Origin of the sequence: Muricoccus nepalensis, assembly GCF_006438825.1 — a bacterium.
Taxonomy (GTDB): Bacteria; Pseudomonadota; Alphaproteobacteria; order Acetobacterales; family Acetobacteraceae; genus Roseomonas; species Roseomonas nepalensis.
Window position 1 is genome coordinate 1 of the sequence record NZ_RCZP01000017.1, and the last position, 20,148, is coordinate 20,148.

The following is a 20,148-nucleotide window of genomic DNA, read 5'->3' on the forward strand; positions in this document are numbered from 1 at the left end:
GCGAAGGCGACGGAGGAGATCGGCGCGCAGATCGCGGCCATGCAGGGCGAGACGGGTCGGGCGGTGGAGGCGATCGGGGGCATCGTGCGCACGATCGAGGAGATGGGCGGGATCACCGCGCAGGTGGCGGCGGCGGCCGAGCAGCAGAGCGCGGCGACGCAGGAGATCGGGCGCGCGGTGGCCGAGGCCGCGCACGGCACGCGGGACGTGACCCGCCACACGGCGGGGGTCACCGAGGGCGCCGAGCGCACCGGCGCCGCCGCCGCCCAGGTCCGCGCCGCCTCCGGACAGCTCGCCCGACAATCCGACCTCCTGCGGGAGCGCGTGAACGGCTTCCTCGAGGGAATCCGGTCGGCGTGAGGGGCTAGGCGAGCTGGTCGAGGCCGGCCCGCAGGGCGCCGCCGGGATCGGGCAGCAGCCCCTCGCGCAGGAAGAGATCGATCAGCACGAGGTTCACGTTGAACTTCACGCTCTCGGTCTCGCGCACCGCCTCGACGACGCGCCCGATGGGCCAGAGCTCGAAGCGCTCCACCTCGTCGTCGTTGGGGCGCGGCTCTACCCCCTCGGGGATGTCGAGGTCGAAAACGTGCAGGAGGTCGCGCCGCATGCCCTCCTCCGTGCGCATGATGTAGGAGACGCGCCCGGCCGGCCGCGCCCGGGCGGCGAGCTCGGCGGGGAGGGAGGCCTCCTCCTCCGCCTCCTTCACCAGGCAGCGCTCCGGCGTCAGCCCGGCCGGGATGCCGCCGGCCACGACGTTGTCGAGCTTCCCCGGGGCCACCGCCTTGTCCTTCGCCCGCCAGCCCAGCCAGAGGTGCAGCCCGTCCGCCCGGCGGACGAGGCCGTTCAGGTGGACGCCCTGGCTGATGATGCCCAGCGCCGGCAGCACGCCGCGGTCCACCGTGGCCAGCACCGGGCCTTCCGGGGTGGCCCGCACGTCGAACTCCTCCCCCCGGATGCGGCCGAAGCCGGCGCGGGCGAGGGTGCGGGCGACCTCGGCCAGCGCCGCGCTGCGGGCGCCGGGGCCGCGGAGGCCGGCCGCGAGGGAGACGCCGTCGGGGCCGAAATGCACGCGGCTGGGAAGGAAGGTCAGCGCCTTCGCGGCGTCCGGCTCCAGCCAGCCGACCTGGGCCTCGCCGAGGCGGAAGGGCAGGTAGCCGGCCGGGGAGGGCAGGTTGTTGCAGGCGGCGATGTGTCGGGCGAAGGGGTCCATGCCTCCATCCTGCCCCGCCCGGTGCCGCCGGGCATCCCCGCCATGCGGCCGCCCCGGCTGGCGCCGGGCGGCGGGAGGCCCCATCTGTAGGACCTCGCCGCTCCCATCCTCGTGAGGTCATCCTCGCGAGGGGGACCGGCACCCTCGTCGGACCCGCCCCGCGCGGCGCCGGCCGCCTTCCCGCAAGGCGGTCCGCCGCTTTCCGGGGCCGCGGCCCGTATCGGAGTTCGCGCGTGTCCGCCGCCACTGCCCCGCCGCCCAGCCCCGTGACCGACAAGCCCGCGCCCCGCGGCACCTTCGCCACCCTCCGCAGCCTCGCCCCCTATCTCTGGCCGAAGGGGGAGCCGGGCCTGCGGGCGCGGGTGGTGGGGGCGCTGGTGCTGCTCGCGCTTGCCAAGGTGGCGAACGTCCTCGTTCCCATCGCCTACTCGCGGGCGGTGAACGCGCTCACGCCGCACCTGGGCGAGGGGGCGGCGGCCGGCACCGCCGCCGTGCTCACGGTGCCGGTGGCGCTGGTGGTCGGCTACGGGCTGCTCCGCGTCGCCTCCTCCGCCTTCGGGGAGCTGCGCGACGCGGTCTTCACCAAGGTGCAGGGGCGGGCCGCGCGGCGGATCGCGCTGCAGGTCTTCACCCACATGCACGCGCTCTCGCTCCGCTTCCACCTGGACCGGCAGACGGGCGGGCTGTCCAGGGTGATCGAGCGCGGGACGCGGGGGATCAACTTCGTCCTCGACTTCATGATCTTCAACATCATCCCGACCATCCTCGAGATCCTGATGGTCGCGGTGATCCTCTGGAAGCTGTTCGACTTCACCTTCGCGGCCGTGACCCTCGGCACGATCGCCCTCTACGTCGCCTTCACCCTCGTCTTCACCAACTGGCGCCTCCGCTTCCGCCGGCAAATGAACGAGACCGACCAAGAGGCGAACACGCGGGCCATCGACAGCCTGCTGAACTACGAGACAGTGAAGTACTTCGGCAACGAGCGGCACGAGGAGCGGCGCTACGACGCCTCGCTCGCCCGCTACGAGCACGCCTACAACCGCTCCGAGGTCTCGCTGAACTTCCTCAACATGGGCCAGGCCGCGGTCATCGCGGTCGGGCTCACCGTCGTCATGCTGATGGCGGCGCGGGGCGTGGCGGCGGGCCGGATGACGGTCGGCGACTTCGTGCTGGTGAACACCTACCTCATCCAGCTCTACCTGCCGCTGAACTTCCTCGGCTTCGTCTACCGCGAGATGAAGCAGGGGCTGGTGGACATGGAGGCCATGTTCTCCCTCATGCGGGAGAGCCGGGAGATCGCCGACAAGCCCGGCGCGCCGCCGCTGCCGAGCGGCCGGGGCGCGGTGCGCTTCGACGGCGTGCGCTTCGGCTACAACGCCAACCGCGAGATCCTGCACGGGCTGGACTTCGAGGTGCCGCCCGGCCGGATGCTGGCCATCGTCGGCCCGACGGGCGCGGGCAAGTCCACGATCTCGCGCCTCATGTTCCGCTTCTACGACGTCTCCGGCGGCCGCATCACGATCGACGGGGCCGACCTGCGCGACGTGACGCAAGAGAGCGTGCGCGCCGCCATCGGCGTGGTGCCGCAGGACACGGTGCTGTTCAACGACACCATCTTCTACAACATCGCCTATGGCCGCCCCGAGGCGACCGAGGCGGAGGTGGTGGAGGCCGCGAAGCTCGCGCAGGTCCACGACTTCGTCCTTCGCCTGCCCGAGGGCTACAAGACCCGGGTGGGCGAGCGCGGGCTGAAGCTCTCGGGCGGCGAGAAGCAGCGGGTCGCCATCGCGCGCACCATCCTCAAGAACCCGCGCATCCTCATCCTCGACGAGGCCACCAGCGCGCTCGACACCCGCACGGAGCAGGAGATCCAGTCGGCGCTTCGCGGCGTCTCGCGCGGCCGCACGACGCTCATCATCGCCCACCGCCTCTCCACGGTGGTGGAGGCCGACGAGATCATCGTCCTCGCCGAGGGCCGCATCGCCGAGCGCGGCACCCACGCCGAGCTCGTGGCCGCCGAGGGGCTCTACGCCGCGATGTGGCGGCGCCAGGCCCAGGCGGTGGCCCTCGCCGAGGCCGCCGCGGCCGCGCGCGACGTGCTGCCCGCGCCCGCGGGACCCGCGCTGGAGGCCGCCGAGCCCGGCGAAACGGCCGTGCCCGTTCCCGCGGGGTCTTCCGCTCCCGCCCCGGCCTGACCATCTGGCCCCCACCACGACCAAGCATCAGGAGGCCCCGGGCATGACCCTGGACCCGCAAGGCAACGCCCCCGAGGATCTGAGCCACGCCGGCTCGGTGACCGACAAGGCGATCGAGTACATGATCGAGCAGGGGATCGCGCCCATCTCCGTCGCCTCCGCCCTGCTCGGCGGCGCGCTGGGCCTCATGGCCCGCACCATGGAGGACCGCGCCATCGCCCGCGTCCTCCAAAGCGCCCTCGCTTCCGTCGAGAGCGGGGAGCTGCACGAGATGCGCCGCTCCCAGGCCGAGGGCGCCGGTCCCGCTCAATAGGGCCCGCGCCACGGGCGCCCCGTAACGGGCCTCCTGCGACGGGCCTTGCGGCGGCCGGCGGGGCCTCCAAGTGCCGCCCATGCCGAATCGCCGACCGCTGGGCCTCGCCCTTGCCCTCGTCCTGCTCTCCTCCTGCGGGGAGGCGCAGGAGGCCGCGCCGGTCGCCCCCCTCGGCCCGGCCGGCCTCGCGGCGAGCCGCTTTCCCGCCCCCGTCCGGCCCGTGGCCCCCGTCGTCTCCGACCGCTGGGAGGCGGAGGACGCGCGCGAGCGGGTGGGGGAGGCGGAGCGGGTCCTCGGCTGGCTGGGCGTCGCGCCCGGGCAGTCCGTGGCCGATATCGGCGCGGGCTCGGGCTACTACACGGTGCGGCTCGCGCAGCGGGTGGGGCCAGGGGGGCGGGTCCTGGCCCAGGACGTGGTGCCGCGCTACCTCGCGCGGCTGCGGGAGCGCGTGGCGGGGCTGCCCAACGTCCTCGTCGGCCTCGGCGAGCCCGGCGACCCCCGCCTGCCGGCGGCCTCCACGGACGTCGCGATCCTCGTCCACATGTATCACGAGATTGAGCAGCCCTACGCGCTGCTGGCCAACCTCGTGCCGGCGCTGCGGCCGGGCGCGCGGGTCGGGATCGTCGACGTGGACGACGCGACGCCCCGCCACGGCACGCCGCGCGCCCTGCTGGCCTGCGAGCTGGCGGCGGTGGGCTACCGGGAGGTGGCCTTCCACTGGTTGCTGGAGCGCGCGCCGCGCTCGGAGTACCTGGCGGTCTTCGAGGCGCCAGCCGCCCCGCCCGTGCCGGAGAGCGTCCGGCCCTGCACGCCCTGAGGCACCTCCCGCCTTGACTCAACGGGGGGGCGCGGGCATTACGCGCCCCTCACGCCTTCTCAACGCCTGCCCGCGCGTCCCGCGCGCGCGTCAATCTGGGGTTTTCACCATGTCCCGCCGCTGCGGCATCACCGGCAAGGGCGTCCAGGCCGGCAACAATGTCAGCCACGCCAACAACAAGACCCGCCGGCGCTTCCTGCCCAACCTGCAGGAGGCCTCCTTCTTCTCCGACGTGCTGGGCACCTCGATCCAGATGCGCCTCTCCACCCGCGGCATCCGCACGGTGGAGCACAACGGTGGCCTCGACGCCTTCCTGCTCGGCACGCCCGACCGCTCGCTGCCGGCCGAGGCGATGGTGCTGAAGCGCCGCATCGCCCGCGCCCAGGCGAAGAAGACCGCCGCCTGAGGGCAGCCGCCCCTCGCTGACGAGCCGATCCACGGCGCGAGGGAACCTCCCTCGCGCCGTTGTCATGTCCGGAGCCCGTCGGAATTCCCCGCAGGCGGCGGTCGTTCACGATTCGGCAGCCCCCTTGCGGGCAGTCTCCCGCGCATGGAGACACAGTCACTCGCGCTCGTGGCCGCTTGCGCCGTCCTGGCCCTGGGCGCCGGGGCCATCCTGCTGGGCCGCCTCCGCGCCGCGGAGCGCCGCGCGGCGGAGGCCGCCCGACGCGCCCAGGCCCAGGGACGCTGCCTCGGCATGATCGCGCGGGAGCTGGAGGCGCCCGGCCTCTCGCTGCTCGGCCTCGCCGCCCGGCTGCCACCCGCCATGGCCCCGGACGTGGAGGCGGAGGCGCGGCGCCTGCTCGTCCTCTCCGAGGAGGTGGCGGACCACCTGCTGGCCCAGCCCGGCCCGCGCGGCCTGGCGGAGGCGCGGCTCGTCCTCGGCCCCCTCCTGCACGAGGCGGTGGACGAGGTCTCCCGGCTGATGGGGGAGGAGGCGCGCCATTGGCGCATCACGCCGGAGGCGGAGGAGCTGGTGCTGCTGGCGGACCGCCGCGCGCTGCGCCGCGCCCTCGCCCAGTCCCTCTCGCGCGCCGCCCGCGAGACGCGGAGCGGGGACCGCATCGTGCTGCGCGTGGTGCGGGCGGCCGAGACGGTGGCGCTGGTGATTGAGGACGAGGGCGCGGGGCTGCCGCGCGACGACCTCTCCGGCCTGAACGAGGGCACCCGCGGCCTCTCCCTCGGCCTCGCCGCCGCGCGGGAGCTGATGCGGGCGCATGGGGGCGAGCTGACGCTGGAGACGGCGCCCGGGATTGGGGCGCGCACCTGGCTGACCCTGCCGCGCGCCCGGGTGCTGGAGGATCAGGCCGCCGGCTGATCCGTCCAGGCGAGCACCATCAGCAGGGTGCGCTGGAAGAAGAGTTGGTTGTCGTCCGAGACGACGGCGACGAGGTCCCGCCCGCGGTGGCGGAAGGCGCTGACCCCCTCCCAGTTGTCGCTCGGCAGCGGGGGGGCGAGGCGCGCCACGAGCTCCCCCTCCAGCGTGCCGGGGCGGTCGGGCAGGGGCGGCAGGCGGGTGAGGCGGGCGGAGAAGCCTTCGGGGAAGGCGGCGTGGCGCTCCAGCACGAGGGCGCCGCCGTCGGGCAGGGGGCAGAGGTCGCTCGGGTCGTGGCCGGGGGCGGGGCGGTAGGCGAAGCGCCGCCAGGCCCGCGGGCCGCCGATCCAGGCCACGCGGGCGCCCTCGTCGCCGGGCGGGCGCTCGCTCTCGGCGATGGCGAGCCAGCGGCCGTCCGGCAGCACGCCCAGTGATTCCAGGGCGCCGTTCCCCGGCCATTGCGCGAGGCCCGGGGGGGATGGTGCCGGCTCGGCCGGGCCGTCGAGATGGCGGTAGCGCTGGATGCGGTGCAGCCGCTCGAAGCCGACCAGCCAGGAGCCGTCGGGGAGGGCGGCGAGGCACTCGGCGTCGCCGAGGAAGCCCTGGAAGGGACGGCCCGCGATGTCGCGAAGCGGGCCCGAGCGGGGCGCCTCCAGCCCGAGCGGCGCCCCCTCCGGGGAGAGGAGAAGCCGTGCCTGGCACCAGCGCCCCCGGTCGCTGATCGCGGTGAGGGTGAGGTCGGGCGCGACGTGGAGGCCCGACAGCCCGTCCGCGCCGAGCCGTTCCGTGTCGACGGCGACGACGCCGAGGGGGCGGAGGGGCAGCCCGGCGAGGGGGTCGGGGAAGCCCTCCGGAAGGCTCTCGGGGCGGGTGAGGGAGCCCGGCGGCAGGCCGCAGGCGGAGGCGCCGAGAAGCGCCGCCAGGGCCGCCCGGCGGCCGAGGCGGCGCCGGCGCAGCCCGGCCGGGGAGGTGCCGGGGAGCGGCCGCGGCGCCCCGGCGGGGGGCCTCACACCATGACCGGGGCGCGCTCCGCGGCCGCGCGGTGCCAGGCGGCGGCCGCGTCCTCGTCGAAGAGCTCGGTCAGCTTCTTCAGCATGGTGCCGCCGAGCTCCTCGGCGTCCACGATGGTGACCGCACGGCGGTAGTAGCGGGTGACGTCGTGGCCGATACCGATGGCGATCAGCTCCACGAGGTCGCGCCCCTCGATGTCGCCGATCACCTTGCGGAGGTGGCGCTCGAGGTAGTTGCCGGGGTTCACCGAGAGCGTGCTGTCGTCGACCGGCGCGCCGTCCGAGATCACCATGAGGATGCGCCGGCGCTCGGGGCGCTGGAGGAGGCGGCGATAGGCCCAGTCGAGCGCCTCGCCGTCGATGTTCTCCTTCAGCAGGCCTTCCCGCAGCATCAGGCCGAGGTTCTTGCGGGCGCGCCGCCAGGGCGCGTCGGCGGCCTTGTAGACGACGTGGCGGAGGTCGTTCAGGCGCCCGGGGTTGCGGGGCTTGCCGTCCTGCACCCAGCGCTCGCGCGACTGGCCGCCTTTCCAGGCGCGGGTGGTGAAGCCGAGGATCTCCACCTTCACCGCGCAGCGCTCGAGCGTGCGGGCGAGGATGTCGCAGCACATGGCGGCGACCGTGATGGGCCGCCCGCGCATGGAGCCGGAGTTGTCGATGAGGAGGGTGACGACGGTGTCGCGGAAATCCGCCTCCCGCTCCTGCTTGTAGGAGAGAGAGAGCATGGGGTTCACGATGATCCGCGCCAGCCGCGCGGCGTCGAGCATGCCCTCCTCGAGGTCGAACTCCCAGGCGCGCTGCTGCTGCGCCAGCAGCCGGCGCTGGAGGCGGTTGGCGAGCTTGGAGACCACGCCCTGAAGGTGGGAGAGCTGCTGGTCGAGCTGCTGGCGCAGGCGCGCCAGCTCCTCGGCGTCGCAGAGGTCGTCGGCCGAGATCTCCTCGTCGAACTGGCGGATGAAGGCGCGGTAGGTGGAGGCGTCGTCGGTGACGGGGACCTCCTTCCGCTGCTGCGGCCCGCCCGGGCGATCCTCGCCCTCGGCCGCGGCGCCGTCGTCCTCCTCCTGCTCGCCCGATTCCTCCTCGCCCGCCTGGCCCTCGGTCTGCTCGGGCTGGGCGCCGAGGGGGTTCTCGGCCTCCTGCGGCTTGCTCTCGCCCTCGCCGCTCTGGTCCTGGGCGCCGGAGCTCTCGCTGCCCTCGTCCTCCTGGTCCTGGGACTCCTCGCTCTCGGCCTCCACCTCGGCCTCCGCGAGGTCGAGGGCGGCGAGCAGCTTGCGGGCGGCGCGGCCGAAGGCCTCCTGGTCCTCGGCCTTGCTGGCCATCTCGGCCAGGGCGTCATCCGCGCGGTCGCCCAGCGTGTCGCGCCAGAGGTCCACCACGCGCCTCGCGGCCTCGGGCACGGGCTCGCCGGTCAGCTGCTCCCGCGCCAGCAGGGAGAGCGCCGCGGTCAGCGGCAGCTGGTCCTTGCGGGTCATGCGGTCGTAGCCCTCGGCCTCGGCCTGCTCGTTCAGGCGGGCGCGGAGGTTGGCGGCGACGCCGGACATGTGGCGGCCGCCGACCGCCTCCACGCGGGCCTGCTCCAGCGCGTCGAAGACCTCGCGGGCCTCGCGGCGGCCGGGGGTGCGGGCGGCGTGGGTGGCCTCGTCGTGGTGGCGGAGCTTCAGCGCCACGGAATCGGCAGCGCCGCGCAGCTTCGCCATCTCGGCCGGCGGCAGGGCGCGGGTGGGCAGCGGCAGGCGGGCGCGCTTGCCGGCCAGCCCCGAGGGGCCGGGCTGGAAGGCGACCTGCACGTCCGAGGAGCGCGCGATGGCGCGCAGCGTGCCGGCGGTGGCGCGCTTGAACTCCTCCTGCCGGGTGTTGTCCTTGTTGCTGCCGCTCATGATGCTGGCGCGGCTCCCTTGCGGATGGCGGCCTGCCGGGCGGGGCGGGCCTCGATGGCGGAGAGGTAGCGGGCGGTGTTCGGGCCGGGCTTCAGCAGGCCCCACTCCGTAACCCAGGCGAGCAGCCCGCCCACGAGGATGTCGGCCGCAGTGAAGGCGTCGCCCAGCAGCCAGGGGCCGGCGGCGAGGGCGGCCTCGACCCGGGCCGCGGCCTCGGGGAGCGGCGGCCAGCCGAGGGCGCGGGCCGGGGCGGCCGCCGCGCGCGGGAAGGCCGCGTCGGCCATGGCGGGCTCCAGCACGCCCCCCGCCAGCGCCATCCAGGTGGCGTAGGCGGCGCGGGCGGGGGTGTCGAGGGCGGGCGCGAGGCGGGCGGCGGGCAGGGTGTCCGCGACATAGGCCGCGATCGCCGCGGCCTCCGTCACCACCACGCCCCGCCAGTCGCCGGAGGGGCCGCGGTCCACCAGGGCCGGCAGCTTGCCCGCGGGGTTGATCGCGAGGAAGTCGGCGGCCTTGTGGGTCGCGTCCTCCATGCGGTGCCACTCGAGGGCGTAGTCGGCCCCCGCCTCTTCCAGCAGCCAGAGGCTGCCGGCGGAGCGGGTCTTCGGCGCGTGGTGCAGCAGGAAGCGCGGCGCCACGGTGCGGGCTACCGCTTGACGTAGAGACCCGTCGGGATCTCCTCGTTGAAGCAGCGCTGGTAGTACTCGGCGACCGTGGAGCGCTCCGCCTCGTCGCACTTGTTGAGGAAGGTGAGGCGGAAGGCGAAGCCGACGTCGCCGAAGATCTTCGCGTTCTCGGCCCAGGTGATGACCGTGCGGGGCGACATGACCGTCGAGATGTCGCCGGCGATGAAGCCCGCGCGGGTGAGGTCGGCCAGCGCCACCATGGCCTCGATCTGCTTGCGGCCCTTCGTGTCGTTGTCCGCGACGCCGAGCTTGGCCATGACGATCCCCGTCTCCTGCGCGTGGGGCAGGTAGTTGAGGGTCGCCACGATGTTCCAGCGGTCCATCTGGCCCTGATTGATCTGCTGGGTGCCGTGGTAGAGGCCGGTCGTGTCGCCCAGGCCCACCGTGTTGGCGGTGGCGAAGAGGCGGAAGGCCGGGTGCGGGCGGATCACGCGGTTCTGGTCGAGGAGGGTCAGCTTCCCCTCGACCTCCAGCACGCGCTGGATGACGAACATCACGTCCGGGCGGCCGGCGTCGTACTCGTCGAAGACCATGGCGCAGGGGTGCTGCAGCGCCCAGGGAAGGATGCCCTCCTTGAACTCCGTCACCTGCTTGCCGTCCTTCAGCACGATCGCGTCCTTGCCGACGAGGTCAATGCGGGAGATGTGGCTGTCGAGGTTCACGCGCAGGCAGGGCCAGTTCAGGCGCGCCGCCACCTGCTCGATATGGGTGGACTTGCCGGTGCCGTGGTAGCCCTGGACCATGACGCGGCGGTTGAAGGCGAAGCCCGCCAGGATGGCCAGCGTCGTGTCGCGGTCGAAGCGGTAGGTCTCGTCCACCTCCGGCACGTGGTCCATGCGCACCGAGAAACCCGGCACCATCATGTCGCTCTCGATGCCGAAGGCGTCGCGGACGGAGACCTGCACGTCCGGCTGGTCGACCGTCCCGGTGGGCGAGACGGCGTTGCGGTTCTCGGCGATGCTGGCGACCTTGTTCATGGGCGGGTTCGATTCCGTGAGAAGGTGGTGGCCGGCTTGCCTGCCGAAGTCAGGCCGCCTGGCTCGGCTGGGCAGCAAGCGTCGCAAGGCGCTTGCGGATGAGACTGTAGGCGCGGTTGATGTCCTTCAGCCGCTCCTCGGATGACTTGTCGCCGCCATTGGCGTCCGGATGGTAACGCTTGGCGAGCTCCTTGTACCGCGCGCGAAGGCCGCTTTCGTCCACGGGCCAGCCGAGGCCGAGCACGTCGAGGGCGGCGCGAAGCTCGGGCGGGGCTTCCCGCGCGGTCTTCTTCGGCGTCGGCTTCGTATCGGCGAAGAGGCCGAGCGGGTCGCGCATCGCTTCCGGCCCGAGATGGGCCTGGGCCCCGAGCCGGCCAAGGGGCCAGGTGGGGCGCTGCCAGCCGGAATCGTCGCGCAGGTTCTGCTCGATCTCCTCGGGGCTCATCCCGCGGTAGAAGTCCCAGGCCTGGTTGTAGGCGCGGACGTGCTCAAGGCAGAAATGGTAATAATCGCGCAGGCGTGACCGGTCCCGCGGGGCGCGGAACTCGCCTACTGCCTCACAGCCCGGCGCGTCGCAGTTGCGCGCCGAGGTGCCTGGAGGAACGGTGGATCGGGGGGGTGCTGCGCCGCGTCGGGCCATGATGGGGAGCCTTATGATCGCAGCCGCCCGCGTCGGCAAGGAGGGAAACGCTCGCTCACCCGTGCTGCCAAAGCATGGAAATCCCTCTTGATATGGGCGATACCGACCCATGGACACGACCGAACCCGCCTCGCGCGCCGACCGCCTCCGCGCCACCCTGCTGCACGCCTTCCCCGGCGCGGAGGTGACGGTGCGCGACGACAGCGCGCTCCACGCCGGGCACGCCGGGGCGCGGCCGGGCGGCGAAACTCATTACGCGGTGCGCGTGGTGGCGCCGGGCTTCGCGGGCCTGACGCGTCTCGCCCGCTCGCGCGCCGTCCACGCGGCGCTGGACGCGGAGTTCGGCGCCGGGATGCACGCGCTGGCGCTGGAGCTGCGCGCGCCCGGCGAGGAATGACGCGCCTACCGGGTTGATCGGAAAGGCGGATCCGTCTCTAGCCCGGCTCCGCCTTGCCCCAGCGCTCCGTCACGATCGGGCTGTCGGGCGCGTAGGCGAGGCAGGTGCCGATCATCCGGTTGCGCGAGGCCTGCGCCGCCGCGGGGTCCTCGAGCTCGCGCTTGCGGCGAACGGGGTAGACAGTCTGGAAGGCAACCGTGGCCATCTGCGCCAGCATCTCGCGCAGATGCGTGCAGCCGAGCGATCCCCCCACCTTCTCCTTCACCGCGCGGGTGAAGCCGGGGCCGATCTTCACCCCGGCGAGCGCCGCAAAGTTCGGCGCGGCGAGGGGGCAGATCGCGTAGGGCGAGAAGTCGGTGGAGGCCTCGCAGGCCGTGATCACGAGATCGTCGTCGATCGTCAGGCGCAGCCACATGCCGTGCAGCGCCTCGCCGGGCTCGATCGTGCCACGGTCGAGGTTGCCGAAGGCGTAGGTCTTCGTGTCCACGAGGTGCCCCTCGATGTCGAAGAGCCCGTCGGCGCGGCGGTAGCCGTGCATGGAGATCTCGCGCCGGTGGAGGGGTTCACGCGCGGCGGGGGCTGAAAGGGGCATGGTGCGGCGCAAGGTAGGGCCGCGGGGGGCGGAGAACCAGGGGCGTCAGGCCGCGCCCTCGTCTCGCAGCAGCGCCTCCACCCGCGCGGGCGGCACCTCGGCCGTGGTGAAGGCCGCGCCGGCGCCGCGCAGGAGGACGAAGCGCATGGCGCCGTCCCGCGCCTTCTTGTCCTTCCTCATGCGCCTCATCAGCGCCTCCGTCGAGAAGCCGCGGGGAAGGTCGCGCAGCCGCGCGGGAAGGCCGACGGAGGCAAGGTGCTCCATCACCCGCCCCGGCCATTCCTGGGAGAGGTGGCCGAGCCGGGCGGAGAGGCTGGCGGCGAGGCCGAGGCCGACGGCCACCGCCTCGCCGTGCAGCAGGGTGCCGTCGTAGCCGCACTCGGCCTCCAGCGCGTGGGCGAAGGTGTGGCCGAGGTTGAGCAGGGCGCGGCCGCCCTCCGGCGCCTCCTCCCGCTCGTCGGCGACCACCACCCCGGCCTTCAGGCGGCAGGACTCGAGCACGGCGTGGCGCAGCGCCTCGGCGTCGCCGGCCATGGCGGCGGGGCCGCGGGCCTCGCACCATTCCCAGAGCGGGCCCTGCAACAGCCCGTGCTTGGCAACCTCCCCCCAGCCCGCGCGCAATTCCCGCGGCGGCAGGGTGAGGAGGGTGTCGGTGTCGGCGAGGACGATGCGCGGCTGGTGGAAGGCACCCGCGAGGTTCTTGCCCGCCCGCAGGTTCACGCCGGTCTTGCCGCCGACGGAACTGTCGACCTGGGCGAGGAGCGTCGTCGGCACCTGCACGAAGGGCAGGCCGCGCAGCGCGACGGCGGCCGCGAAGCCCGCGAGGTCCCCCACCACGCCGCCGCCGAGGGCGATGACCGTGGTGCCGCGGTCGGCGCCCCCAGCCAGCAGCGCCTCCAGCACCTCCTCGAGCATGGACATCCGCTTGGAGCCCTCGCCCGGCGGCACCAGCACCTCGGCGCGGAGGTCGAAGCCGCCCTCGGCCAGGCCGTCCCGCAGGGTGGGCAGGTGCAGGGCCGCGACAGCGGCGTCCGACACGACGGCCACGCGGCGGGAGGGGAGGTGGGGCGCGAGCAGCCCGCCGGCGCGGGCGAGCAGGCCGCTGCCCACCACCACCTCGTAGGCGCCGGTCGAGAGGGCGACGGGCAGCCGCGCCGGGCGCTGCCAGCCGAGGATGGCCCGCTCCACCCGCAGCGTCGTCGTCTCCGGCGTGTCGTCGCCGCAGTCGAGCGCGAGGTCGGCCTCGGCGTAGAAGGGGTAGCGCGCGGCCATCAGGCCCCGCAGCACTTCCTCCGGGTCGCGCCCGATGAAGAGGGGGCGGTTGCTGCGCCCGACGATGCGGCGCTTGAGCACGGGGATGTCGGCGCGGAGCCAGAGGGTGACGGCGCCGGCCTCGCGGAGCGCGCGGCGGGTGCGGGCGTCGGCGTAGGCGCCGCCGCCGGTGGCGAGCACGACCGGCGGGCCGGCGGCGATGCGGCTGATCACCCGGCGCTCGCCGTCACGGAAATGGGCCTCGCCGTAGCGAGCGAAGATCTCGGCCACCGTCATGCCGGCGGCGTTCTCGATCTCGGTGTCGGCGTCGAGGAAGGGCAGGCCGAGTCGCGCGGCGAGGCGCTTGCCGATGGCCGATTTCCCGGCGCCCGGCATGCCCACGAGCACGATGCTGCGCGACGGCCGCGCCTCCCCGGGCGGGGGGGCGGGGAGGGGGGAGGGTGGCCCTTCCGCCGCATCGGCGAGCGGCGTGAGGGAAGGGGGATGTACAAGGTTGCGTGACACGGCGCGCGACGCTAGCACAACCGTGAGGCCGCGTCGTCCGCGCGCCGACGCCACAGCACCAGGGCCGCAATGCCAGAGCCGCACCGTCAGGGCCGCATGCCCGCGACGCGCATCCCGGGGAAGTCGACCCCCCGCCTGTTCCGACGCCCCCTCCTGCTGGCGGTCCTGCTCCTGGTCGGCCTCCTCCTCGCGGGGCTGCTGGCGGTCGGCGCCTTCCCGCCCGCCGTGAAGCAGCAGCCGGTCGAGCGCGTGCTGCCGAACGACCGCTTCGTCCCGCGCTGATCCCCGCCTGACCCGGCCGGCGTGAACCGCCACCTCGAGGCCTTCCTGGAGATGCTGGCCGCCGAGCGCGGCGCGGCGCGCAACACCCTCGCCGCCTACCGGGCGGACATTGAGGATGCGATCGGCCACGCCGCGCGCCGGGCCGGGGAGGCACCGGAGGCGATGACCGCGGCGACGCTGGCCGGCTACGTCGCGGGGCTGACCGATTCCGGCCTCTCCCCCCGCACCGCGGCCCGCCGCCTCTCGGCGCTCCGCCAGTTCCACCGCTTCCTGGCGCGGGAGGGCGTCCGCGCCGATGACCCGACGGAGGCGCTGGACAGCCCCGCCAGGCCCGCCCTGCTGCCCCGCCCGCTCAGGGAGGTGGAGGTGGAGCGCCTGATCGCGGCGGCCGGGCGCCTGCCCGCGCGGCGGGCGCCGCTGGCGGTCGCGGTCTGCGAGCTTCTCTACTGCTCGGGCCTGCGGGCGAGCGAGCTGGTGGAGCTGCCCGCGACGGCGCTGCGGGCGGATTCACCCCTCGTCGTCGTGCGCGGCAAGGGGAGCAAGGAGCGGCTGGTGCCGATCAGCGCCCGGGCGCGCGAGGCGGTCGGGGCCGCGCGGGCGGGGGCGAAGGGGGCGGAGACCTCGCGCTGGCTCTTTCCCTCCCGCGGCGCCTCGGGGCACCTCACGCGGCAGACGCTGAACAACCTCCTGGAGGAGGCGGCGCTGGCCGCCGGGATCGAGCCGGAGCGGGTCTCGCCCCACGTCCTCCGCCACTCCTTCGCCTCCCACCTCCTCGGGCGGGGGGCGGACCTGCGGACGCTGCAGGTACTGCTCGGCCACGCCGACATCGCGACCACCCAGGTCTACACCCAGGTGCTGGAGGAGCGGCTGCGCGCCCTGGTGGAGGCGCACCATCCGCTGGCGCGCGCCTAGCGCCCGCCCGCGACGGGGATGAGAGCGCCGGTGAGGTAGGGCGCCTCGCCCGAGAGAAGCCAGAGGACCGCCTCGGCGCATTCCTCGGCCGTGCCGATCCGCCCGGCCGGCACGCTCGGCGCGAGCTGCGCCAGCCGGTCGCCCAGGCCGGCGGCGGCGTGGATCTCGGTGTCGATCAGGCCGGGGAGGAGGGCGTTCACCCGGATCCCCTCCGGCGCGAGTTCCCGCGACAGGCCGATGGTGAGGCTGTTCACGGCGCCCTTGGCCGCCGCGTAGGCCGTCCACTGCCCCGCGCCGCCGAGGGTGGCGGCGACGGAGGAGAGGTTCACGACCGAGCCCCCCGCGCCGCCCCGCTTCGTCGACATCCGCCGCGCCGCCTGCTGCGTGCAGAGCATGGTGCCGAGGACGCTGACGTCGAGCACGCGGCGGATGGTCGCGGCGTCGTAGCCCTCCAGCCGCGTCGCGGGGCCGGTGATGCCGGCGTTGTTCACCAGGCCGGTGACGGGGCCGAGCTCGCGGTCGATGGCCGCGAACATCGCCTCCACCTCCTCCTCCCGCGCCACGTCCGCGCGGCCGAGGGCGGCGCGGCCGCCGGCGGCGCGGATCTCCTCCACCACGGCGCGGGCGCGGTCCTCGCGCTCGGCGTAGTTCACGAAGACGGCGTGGCCGCGCCGCGCGGCCAGCCGCGCGGTCGCGGCGCCGATGCCCCGCCCCGAACCCGTCACCAGGATCACGCCCATCCGACTACTCCACCTGCAGCCGCAACTCTGCCACCAGGGGGCGCACCTGGGCCACCTGCTGGGACACGGCGTCCCGCAGCTCGGCGGGGGAGGAGCCGACGGGCTCGGCGCCGACCTCCTCCAGGCGGCGGCGGACCTCCGGGTGGGCGGCGGCGGCGGCGATCTCGCGGTGCAGGCGGGCGATCACCGCCTCGGGCGTGCGGGCGGGGGCGAAGAAGCCGTTCCAGCCGCGCAGCTCCATGTTGGGGAAGCCCTGCTCCCGCACCGTCGGCACCTCGGGCAGGGCCGCCGCTCGCTGGGCGGCGAGCGTCGCCATCGGCCGGAGGGTGCCCGCCCGCACATGGCCGAGGGCGGTGGAGAGCTGGTCGCCGCCGAACTGGATGCGCCCGGCCACCATCTCCTGCACGAGGGGGGCGGCGCCGCGGAAGGGGACGTGCTCCATGGCGATGCCGGCGTCGCGCTTCAGCACCTCGCCGGCGAGGTTCATGATGCTGCCGGGGCCGGTCGAGCCGTAGAAGACGCCGGAGGCGCCCCGGTCCTTCGCGAAGGCCACGAATTCCTGCAGGTCCTTCGCCGGGACGGTCGCGGAGGCCACCAGCAGCATCGGCACGTTGGCCGCGAGCGAGACGGGGGCGAAGTCGCGCTCGATGTCGTGCGGCGCGCGGCCGGCGAGCTGGAGGGCGACGGTGGTCGAGCTGAAGGTGAGGTTGTGGAAGAGCAGCGTGTGCCCGTCCGGCGCCGCCTTGGCCACCACGTCGGCGCCGAGCGAGCCGCCCGCGCCGCCGCGATTCTCCACCACCACGGGCTGGCCGAGCGATTCCGTCATCCGCTGCGCGAAGAGCCGCGCGAGCATGTCCGTGGTGCCGCCGGCGGGGAAGGGGACGACGACCCGGATCGGGCGGTCGGGGTAGGCGGCCTGGGCGCGCGCCGGGCGAGGGGCGGCCAGGGCCGCGGCGGAGAGGGTGGCGCCGAGCAGCAGGCCGCGGCGCCGGGTGGTGCTGGTCATGGGGTTCCTCCGTGCCCTCCCCGTGTCTCCGGGGATGGGAGGAGGGAGCCTAGCGGGCCGGTGCGGGTCGCGCACCCCGGTCGCTGCCGGTCGCCGCCCCAGGGGCCGCGCACCCCTTGGCGTCTGGCGTCCGGCCCGCCCCTGCGCTAAGCCCGCCGCGCCCCCGAAGGCCCCCTCTTGCCGGACCAACGATGCGTCACTTCCTCGACTTCGAGAAACCGATTGCCGAGCTGGAAGGCCAGATCGAGGAGCTGCGCCGCACGACCGACGCGGGCGGCATCGACGTGGCGGACGAGATCGGCAAGCTCCGGGACAAGGCGGAGAAGCTGCTCGCCGCTACCTACGCGAAGCTCTCGCCCTGGCAGAAGGCCCAGGTGGCGCGCCACCCCGACCGGCCGAAGTGCCTCGCCTACATCGCGGGGCTGATCGAGGACTTCACGCCGCTGGCCGGCGACCGCGCCTTCGCGGACGACCAGGCGGTGGTCGGCGGGCTCGGACGCTTCCGGGGCGGGTCCGTCATGGTGCTCGGCATCGAGAAGGGCACGGACACCGACAGCCGCATCCTGCACAACTTCGGCAGCCCGCGGCCCGAGGGCTACCGCAAGGCGCGGCGCCTGATCGAGCTGGCCGGGCGCTTCAACCTTCCCATCCTCTCCTTCGTGGACACGGCCGGGGCCTTCCCGGGCGTGGAGGCCGAGGCGCGCGGCCAGGCCGAGGCCATCGCCCGCTCGATCGAGGCCTGCCTCGAGGCGCCCGTGCCCTTCGTCGCCACCATCATCGGCGAGGGCGGGTCGGGCGGGGCCATCGCGCTGGCCGCGGCCGACCGCGTGCTGATGCTGGAGCATTCCATCTACAGCGTGATCAGCCCCGAGGGCGGCGCGAGCATCCTCTGGCGCGACGCCGCCCAGGCCCCCGCCGCCGCCGAGGCCTTCCGGCTGACCGCCGAGGACCTCCGGCGCCTGAACCTCGTGGACGGGGTCATCCCGGAGCCGATGGGCGGCGCCCATCGCGAGGCCGCGACGACGGTCGCTGCCGTGGGGGCCCAGATCGAGGCCTGCCTGACGCCGCTGCTCGCGCTCGACGGGGCGACGCTGCGGGCCCGCCGGCGGGAGAAGTTCCTCGAGATGGGCCGCACCGGCGTCGCCTGAGGGCCGCGCCCGGCGCGGCGAGGGCGAGGCTCAGTAGCGGTGGTAGCCGCCGCGGTAGTAGCCGCGGCGCGGGCCGTAGTAGCCGCGGTCGCGGTAGTGCGACCGTCGCCCGCTGCTGGCGATGGCGGCCCCGGCCACGGCGCCGAGGAGGCCCGCCGCGACGGCGGTTCCCACCTGGGCGTTCTGCTGCTCCTGGTAGACCTCCGCGTTCGCGGCCGGTGCGTAGGCCTGGTAGTCGTAGCAGGCCTGCTGGATGCCCTGCTGGCAGGCATAGGCCGCGCCGCTGGCCTGCTGCTGGTAGGGGCCCTGGGCGTAGTATCCGGGGCCGACCGGCGCGCAGGCCGCGGCCGTGCTGAGCGCGGTGATCAGGGAGACGAGACGGAAGCCCTTCCGGGCGGGCGAAAGGGGCATGGGGGGGCCTTCCGGCGGTTCCTGGTGCTAACGCCGCAGGGTCGGCGGGGTTCCCGACCATTCTCGCTCAACGAAACGGTTTCGGGAAGGCGGGCCCGGCCCTAGCCCGGCGGGGAGGGCGGCCGCAGCCCTTCCGCGTAGCGCGCCACCGCCCGCCGCGCCCGCTCCGCCTCCTCGCCGCCGCCCCAGGCATCGGCGGCCATGGCGTGGTAGCCGAGCTGGAAGGCGCGGTAGAGCGGGAGAAAGAGCTCGGTAAGGCCCGCCTCCGCCCCGGCCAGCGCGCGGAGCCGCTCGCGCTCCTCCATCGAGAGGTCCAGCTCCACGGCGGCGCCGGCCACGTCCCAGGCGATGTCCTGGCAGCCCACCAGGTCGTGCGCGGCGGCGTGGTCCACCGCGTCGGCCTTCAGCAGCCGCCCGCCGGGGAGAACGAGCCATTCCCAGGCGTGGAGCCGGTTGTCGGTCCGCACGCGTCGCCCCCGCGCGGCCAGCGCCGGGAGCCGGGGCTTCCAGGCGTCGAGCCCGGCCGCCGCGTCCTCGCCGAGCGCCTCCGCGGTGTTGTGCCGGGCCATCTCCCAGAGCGCGGCGAGCGGGGCGCCCTCCGCCTCCCCGGCCGGCAGGTGGTGGGCGCGGAAGGTGAGGTAGCGGCCGAGATGCGCGACCAGCGCCGGCCGGTCGGCGGCGGCGGGGTCGAGCGGCCGCGCCCCCTCCTCCCAGCGCTCGGCGAGGAAGCCGTGCAGGAGGCCCGCGACGGGCGGGGTGAAGCCGGCCCCGTGCAGGCGCCGGGCGAGGGCCGCCGCCTCCTCCCCGTGCCGGCCGAGGCCCACGAACTTGAGGAGCCAGGTGGCGCCCCCGGACCGGTGGAGGAACTTGCGGCGCTCGAGATAGGGGTGCACCGGCGGCCAGGCGGCCGGGTCCGGAAAGCGGCGGCGGCGCCAGCCGCCGCCCGAGACCTCCTCCAGCGGCGCCTCGGCCGGTCCCAGCCGCGCGGCGGCCCAGGCCGGGAGGCCGGCGGCGGGGTCGAGCAGGAAGCGGTCGACGGGCGCCGGGTGCCGCGCGAGGCGCCCCCAGCGGGCGCGCGCGGCCTCCCCGGCCTGCGGCCCCGGGGCGCCGCCATGGCTGGGCAGGAGATGGATCCGCCGCTCCTCGACCCCCCGCGCGCCGAGGGCGTCGAGCACCGCGCCGAAGCTGCTGCCCGAGAGGCCCGGCCCCTCGTCCACGACGGCCAGGCGCGCGGCGGGGTCGGCCAGGAGGTTGGCGGCCAGGTTGGCGGACAGCCGCACCTCCCGGTGGAAGGGGTGGCCCACGGGGCGCAGCGTGACCGCGGGCGCGGCGCCGAGGGCGGCGGCAACCACCGCGCCCAGCGCCGTGCCGATCGAGCGGAGGCCGATCACCCGCCAGGAGCCCGACGGGAGGGCTGATGCCGCGAGGGCGTAGGCCTCGGGGTAGAGGGCGTAGTGGGCGAAGCCCTCCGCCCGCTTGCGGAGGATGCGGGCGGGCAGGAGGAGGCCCGACGGGGCGGCGGGAAGCGGGCCGGTGCGGGCGAAGCCGGAGCGCTGCGAGGCGAGGACCGCGGCGGCGATGCCCCCGAGGAAGGCCATGGACGCCCGCTCGACCGGCCCCTCCCGGTCCTCGCCGCGCTCGGCGAAAGCCGCGTCGGCCAGACCCTGGGCGAGCTCCCCGGCCTCGATCAGCGCGGCGACGAGGGCGGCGTGGCGCGCGAGGCCGGGCGGCGCGGCGGCGACTTCCCGCAAGGACGCGGCAACGGCGTCGAGAAGGCGGCGCGGGTCGTCGGGGCGCGGCGCGTCGCCGTAGACGATCAAGGGGGCGGCCTCAGCCGGGGGCGCCGG

At 75.0% G+C, this 20,148-nt stretch carries 21 protein-coding genes and 1 pseudogene; 10 read left to right on the forward strand and 12 right to left on the reverse strand.

Features of this window, described 5'->3' with window-relative positions:
• Window positions 1-360 (forward strand): annotated as a pseudogene (locus EAH89_RS31320) (globin-coupled sensor protein); the annotation flags it as partial.
• Window positions 361-364: 4 nt separating this feature from the next.
• Here the strand turns inward: EAH89_RS31320 and EAH89_RS16575 are convergent.
• Window positions 365-1,210: an NUDIX hydrolase gene (locus EAH89_RS16575; protein WP_140884832.1), complete on the reverse strand. Its 846-nt coding sequence runs from the start codon at window positions 1,208-1,210 to the stop codon at window positions 365-367.
• 233 nt (window positions 1,211-1,443) lie between these two features.
• Here EAH89_RS16575 and EAH89_RS16580 point away from each other — a divergent pair, with 233 nt between their 5' ends.
• From EAH89_RS16580 to EAH89_RS16600, 5 genes are all read left to right on the forward strand, one after another.
• Window positions 1,444-3,408 carry an ABCB family ABC transporter ATP-binding protein/permease gene (locus tag EAH89_RS16580; RefSeq protein ID WP_408906302.1) on the forward strand — a complete coding sequence of 655 codons (1,965 nt, stop codon included), beginning with the start codon at window positions 1,444-1,446 and terminating at the stop codon, window positions 3,406-3,408.
• 43 nt (window positions 3,409-3,451) lie between these two features.
• Window positions 3,452-3,721: a hypothetical protein gene (locus EAH89_RS16585; RefSeq protein WP_140884833.1), complete on the forward strand. Its 270-nt coding sequence runs from the start codon at window positions 3,452-3,454 to the stop codon at window positions 3,719-3,721.
• Window positions 3,722-3,800: 79 nt separating this feature from the next.
• Window positions 3,801-4,538, forward strand: a complete 738-nt coding sequence (locus tag EAH89_RS16590; protein ID WP_140884834.1) for a class I SAM-dependent methyltransferase — start codon at window positions 3,801-3,803, stop codon at window positions 4,536-4,538.
• Between the two features lie 109 nt (window positions 4,539-4,647).
• Window positions 4,648-4,944: a 50S ribosomal protein L28 gene (gene rpmB, locus EAH89_RS16595; RefSeq protein WP_140884835.1), complete on the forward strand. Its 297-nt coding sequence runs from the start codon at window positions 4,648-4,650 to the stop codon at window positions 4,942-4,944.
• 144 nt (window positions 4,945-5,088) lie between these two features.
• On the forward strand, window positions 5,089-5,856 hold the full coding sequence (locus EAH89_RS16600) for a sensor histidine kinase (protein ID WP_140884836.1): 768 nt from the start codon (window positions 5,089-5,091) through the stop codon (window positions 5,854-5,856).
• On the opposite strand, the gene EAH89_RS31325 is transcribed toward EAH89_RS16600, so the two are convergent.
• From EAH89_RS31325 to EAH89_RS16625, 5 genes are read right to left on the reverse strand one after another with little or no spacing between them, the layout of a single operon-like run.
• Window positions 5,841-6,863: an esterase-like activity of phytase family protein gene (locus EAH89_RS31325; protein WP_161993634.1), complete on the reverse strand. Its 1,023-nt coding sequence runs from the start codon at window positions 6,861-6,863 to the stop codon at window positions 5,841-5,843. The genes EAH89_RS16600 and EAH89_RS31325 overlap by 16 nt on opposite strands.
• A complete protein-coding gene (gene cobT / locus EAH89_RS16610) occupies window positions 6,860-8,737 on the reverse strand; it encodes a cobaltochelatase subunit CobT (protein WP_140884838.1) in 1,878 nt (625 codons plus the stop codon). Before cobT ends, EAH89_RS31325 begins: the two co-directional genes overlap by 4 nt.
• Window positions 8,734-9,372, reverse strand: a complete 639-nt coding sequence (locus EAH89_RS16615) for a glutathione S-transferase family protein (RefSeq protein WP_161993635.1) — start codon at window positions 9,370-9,372, stop codon at window positions 8,734-8,736. The genes cobT and EAH89_RS16615 overlap by 4 nt, the downstream gene beginning before the upstream one ends.
• An 8-nt stretch (window positions 9,373-9,380) precedes the next feature.
• A complete protein-coding gene (gene cobS / locus EAH89_RS16620) occupies window positions 9,381-10,397 on the reverse strand; it encodes a cobaltochelatase subunit CobS (RefSeq protein ID WP_140884840.1) in 1,017 nt (338 codons plus the stop codon).
• A gap of 49 nt (window positions 10,398-10,446) precedes the next feature.
• Window positions 10,447-11,037 (reverse strand): J domain-containing protein, encoded by a 591-nt coding sequence (locus EAH89_RS16625; RefSeq protein WP_140884841.1) that lies wholly within the window; start codon window positions 11,035-11,037, stop codon window positions 10,447-10,449.
• A 109-nt stretch (window positions 11,038-11,146) separates the two neighbouring features.
• Between EAH89_RS16625 and EAH89_RS16630 the strand changes: the two genes are divergently transcribed.
• Window positions 11,147-11,434, forward strand: a complete 288-nt coding sequence (locus EAH89_RS16630) for a BolA family protein (protein WP_140884842.1) — start codon at window positions 11,147-11,149, stop codon at window positions 11,432-11,434.
• A 37-nt stretch (window positions 11,435-11,471) separates the two neighbouring features.
• Here EAH89_RS16630 and EAH89_RS16635 read toward each other — a convergent pair whose 3' ends face one another.
• Together EAH89_RS16635 and aroB are read right to left on the reverse strand one after the other, a co-directional pair.
• Window positions 11,472-12,026, reverse strand: a complete 555-nt coding sequence (locus tag EAH89_RS16635) for a DUF2889 domain-containing protein (RefSeq protein ID WP_140884843.1) — start codon at window positions 12,024-12,026, stop codon at window positions 11,472-11,474.
• Window positions 12,027-12,071: 45 nt separating this feature from the next.
• Window positions 12,072-13,802: a 3-dehydroquinate synthase gene (aroB, locus tag EAH89_RS16640; protein WP_277753844.1), complete on the reverse strand. Its 1,731-nt coding sequence runs from the start codon at window positions 13,800-13,802 to the stop codon at window positions 12,072-12,074.
• Window positions 13,803-13,898: 96 nt separating this feature from the next.
• On the opposite strand from aroB, the gene EAH89_RS31775 reads away from it, so the two are divergent.
• Both EAH89_RS31775 and EAH89_RS16650 read left to right on the forward strand, forming a co-directional pair.
• Window positions 13,899-14,084: a hypothetical protein gene (locus tag EAH89_RS31775; protein WP_140884845.1), complete on the forward strand. Its 186-nt coding sequence runs from the start codon at window positions 13,899-13,901 to the stop codon at window positions 14,082-14,084.
• A 21-nt stretch (window positions 14,085-14,105) separates the two neighbouring features.
• Entirely contained in the window at window positions 14,106-14,996 is an 891-nt protein-coding gene (locus EAH89_RS16650) for a tyrosine recombinase (RefSeq protein ID WP_140884846.1), read from the forward strand.
• Here EAH89_RS16650 and EAH89_RS16655 read toward each other — a convergent pair.
• Both EAH89_RS16655 and EAH89_RS16660 read right to left on the reverse strand, forming a co-directional pair.
• Window positions 14,993-15,736, reverse strand: a complete 744-nt coding sequence (locus tag EAH89_RS16655) for an SDR family oxidoreductase (protein WP_140884847.1) — start codon at window positions 15,734-15,736, stop codon at window positions 14,993-14,995. The genes EAH89_RS16650 and EAH89_RS16655 overlap by 4 nt on opposite strands.
• Before the next feature lie 4 nt (window positions 15,737-15,740).
• A complete protein-coding gene (locus tag EAH89_RS16660) occupies window positions 15,741-16,742 on the reverse strand; it encodes a Bug family tripartite tricarboxylate transporter substrate binding protein (protein ID WP_140884848.1) in 1,002 nt (333 codons plus the stop codon).
• Window positions 16,743-16,933: 191 nt separating this feature from the next.
• On the opposite strand from EAH89_RS16660, the gene EAH89_RS16665 reads away from it, so the two are divergent.
• Window positions 16,934-17,890 carry an acetyl-CoA carboxylase carboxyltransferase subunit alpha gene (locus EAH89_RS16665; RefSeq protein ID WP_140884849.1) on the forward strand — a complete coding sequence of 319 codons (957 nt, stop codon included), beginning with the start codon at window positions 16,934-16,936 and terminating at the stop codon, window positions 17,888-17,890.
• A gap of 30 nt (window positions 17,891-17,920) precedes the next feature.
• Here EAH89_RS16665 and EAH89_RS16670 read toward each other — a convergent pair whose 3' ends face one another.
• Both EAH89_RS16670 and EAH89_RS16675 read right to left on the reverse strand, forming a co-directional pair.
• On the reverse strand, window positions 17,921-18,301 hold the full coding sequence (locus tag EAH89_RS16670) for a hypothetical protein (protein WP_140884850.1): 381 nt from the start codon (window positions 18,299-18,301) through the stop codon (window positions 17,921-17,923).
• Between the two features lie 101 nt (window positions 18,302-18,402).
• Complete coding sequence (locus EAH89_RS16675; protein WP_140884851.1) at window positions 18,403-20,121, reverse strand: hypothetical protein; 1,719 nt, start codon at window positions 20,119-20,121, stop codon at window positions 18,403-18,405.
• Window positions 20,122-20,148: the final 27 nt, after the last annotated feature.

Excerpts from the sequence above, each read along its gene's own strand:
- cobS (WP_140884840.1), bottom strand. The coding sequence starts at position 10,397 with ATGAACAAGGTCGCCAGCATCGCCGAGAACCGCAACGCCGTCTCGCCC.
- EAH89_RS16655 (WP_140884847.1), bottom strand. The coding sequence starts at position 15,736 with ATGGGCGTGATCCTGGTGACGGGTTCGGGGCGGGGCATCGGCGCCGCG.
- EAH89_RS16590 (WP_140884834.1), top strand. The coding sequence starts at position 3,801 with ATGCCGAATCGCCGACCGCTGGGCCTCGCCCTTGCCCTCGTCCTGCTC.
- EAH89_RS16625 (WP_140884841.1), bottom strand. The coding sequence starts at position 11,037 with ATGGCCCGACGCGGCGCAGCACCCCCCCGATCCACCGTTCCTCCAGGC.
- rpmB (WP_140884835.1), top strand. The coding sequence starts at position 4,648 with ATGTCCCGCCGCTGCGGCATCACCGGCAAGGGCGTCCAGGCCGGCAAC.
- cobT (WP_140884838.1), bottom strand. The coding sequence starts at position 8,737 with ATGAGCGGCAGCAACAAGGACAACACCCGGCAGGAGGAGTTCAAGCGC.
- EAH89_RS16660 (WP_140884848.1), bottom strand. The coding sequence starts at position 16,742 with ATGACCAGCACCACCCGGCGCCGCGGCCTGCTGCTCGGCGCCACCCTC.
- EAH89_RS16575 (WP_140884832.1), bottom strand. The coding sequence starts at position 1,210 with ATGGACCCCTTCGCCCGACACATCGCCGCCTGCAACAACCTGCCCTCC.
- EAH89_RS16665 (WP_140884849.1), top strand. The coding sequence starts at position 16,934 with ATGCGTCACTTCCTCGACTTCGAGAAACCGATTGCCGAGCTGGAAGGC.
- EAH89_RS31775 (WP_140884845.1), top strand. The coding sequence starts at position 13,899 with ATGCCCGCGACGCGCATCCCGGGGAAGTCGACCCCCCGCCTGTTCCGA.
- EAH89_RS16670 (WP_140884850.1), bottom strand. The coding sequence starts at position 18,301 with ATGCCCCTTTCGCCCGCCCGGAAGGGCTTCCGTCTCGTCTCCCTGATC.
- EAH89_RS16600 (WP_140884836.1), top strand. The coding sequence starts at position 5,089 with ATGGAGACACAGTCACTCGCGCTCGTGGCCGCTTGCGCCGTCCTGGCC.
- EAH89_RS16585 (WP_140884833.1), top strand. The coding sequence starts at position 3,452 with ATGACCCTGGACCCGCAAGGCAACGCCCCCGAGGATCTGAGCCACGCC.
- EAH89_RS16635 (WP_140884843.1), bottom strand. The coding sequence starts at position 12,026 with ATGCCCCTTTCAGCCCCCGCCGCGCGTGAACCCCTCCACCGGCGCGAG.
- EAH89_RS16630 (WP_140884842.1), top strand. The coding sequence starts at position 11,147 with ATGGACACGACCGAACCCGCCTCGCGCGCCGACCGCCTCCGCGCCACC.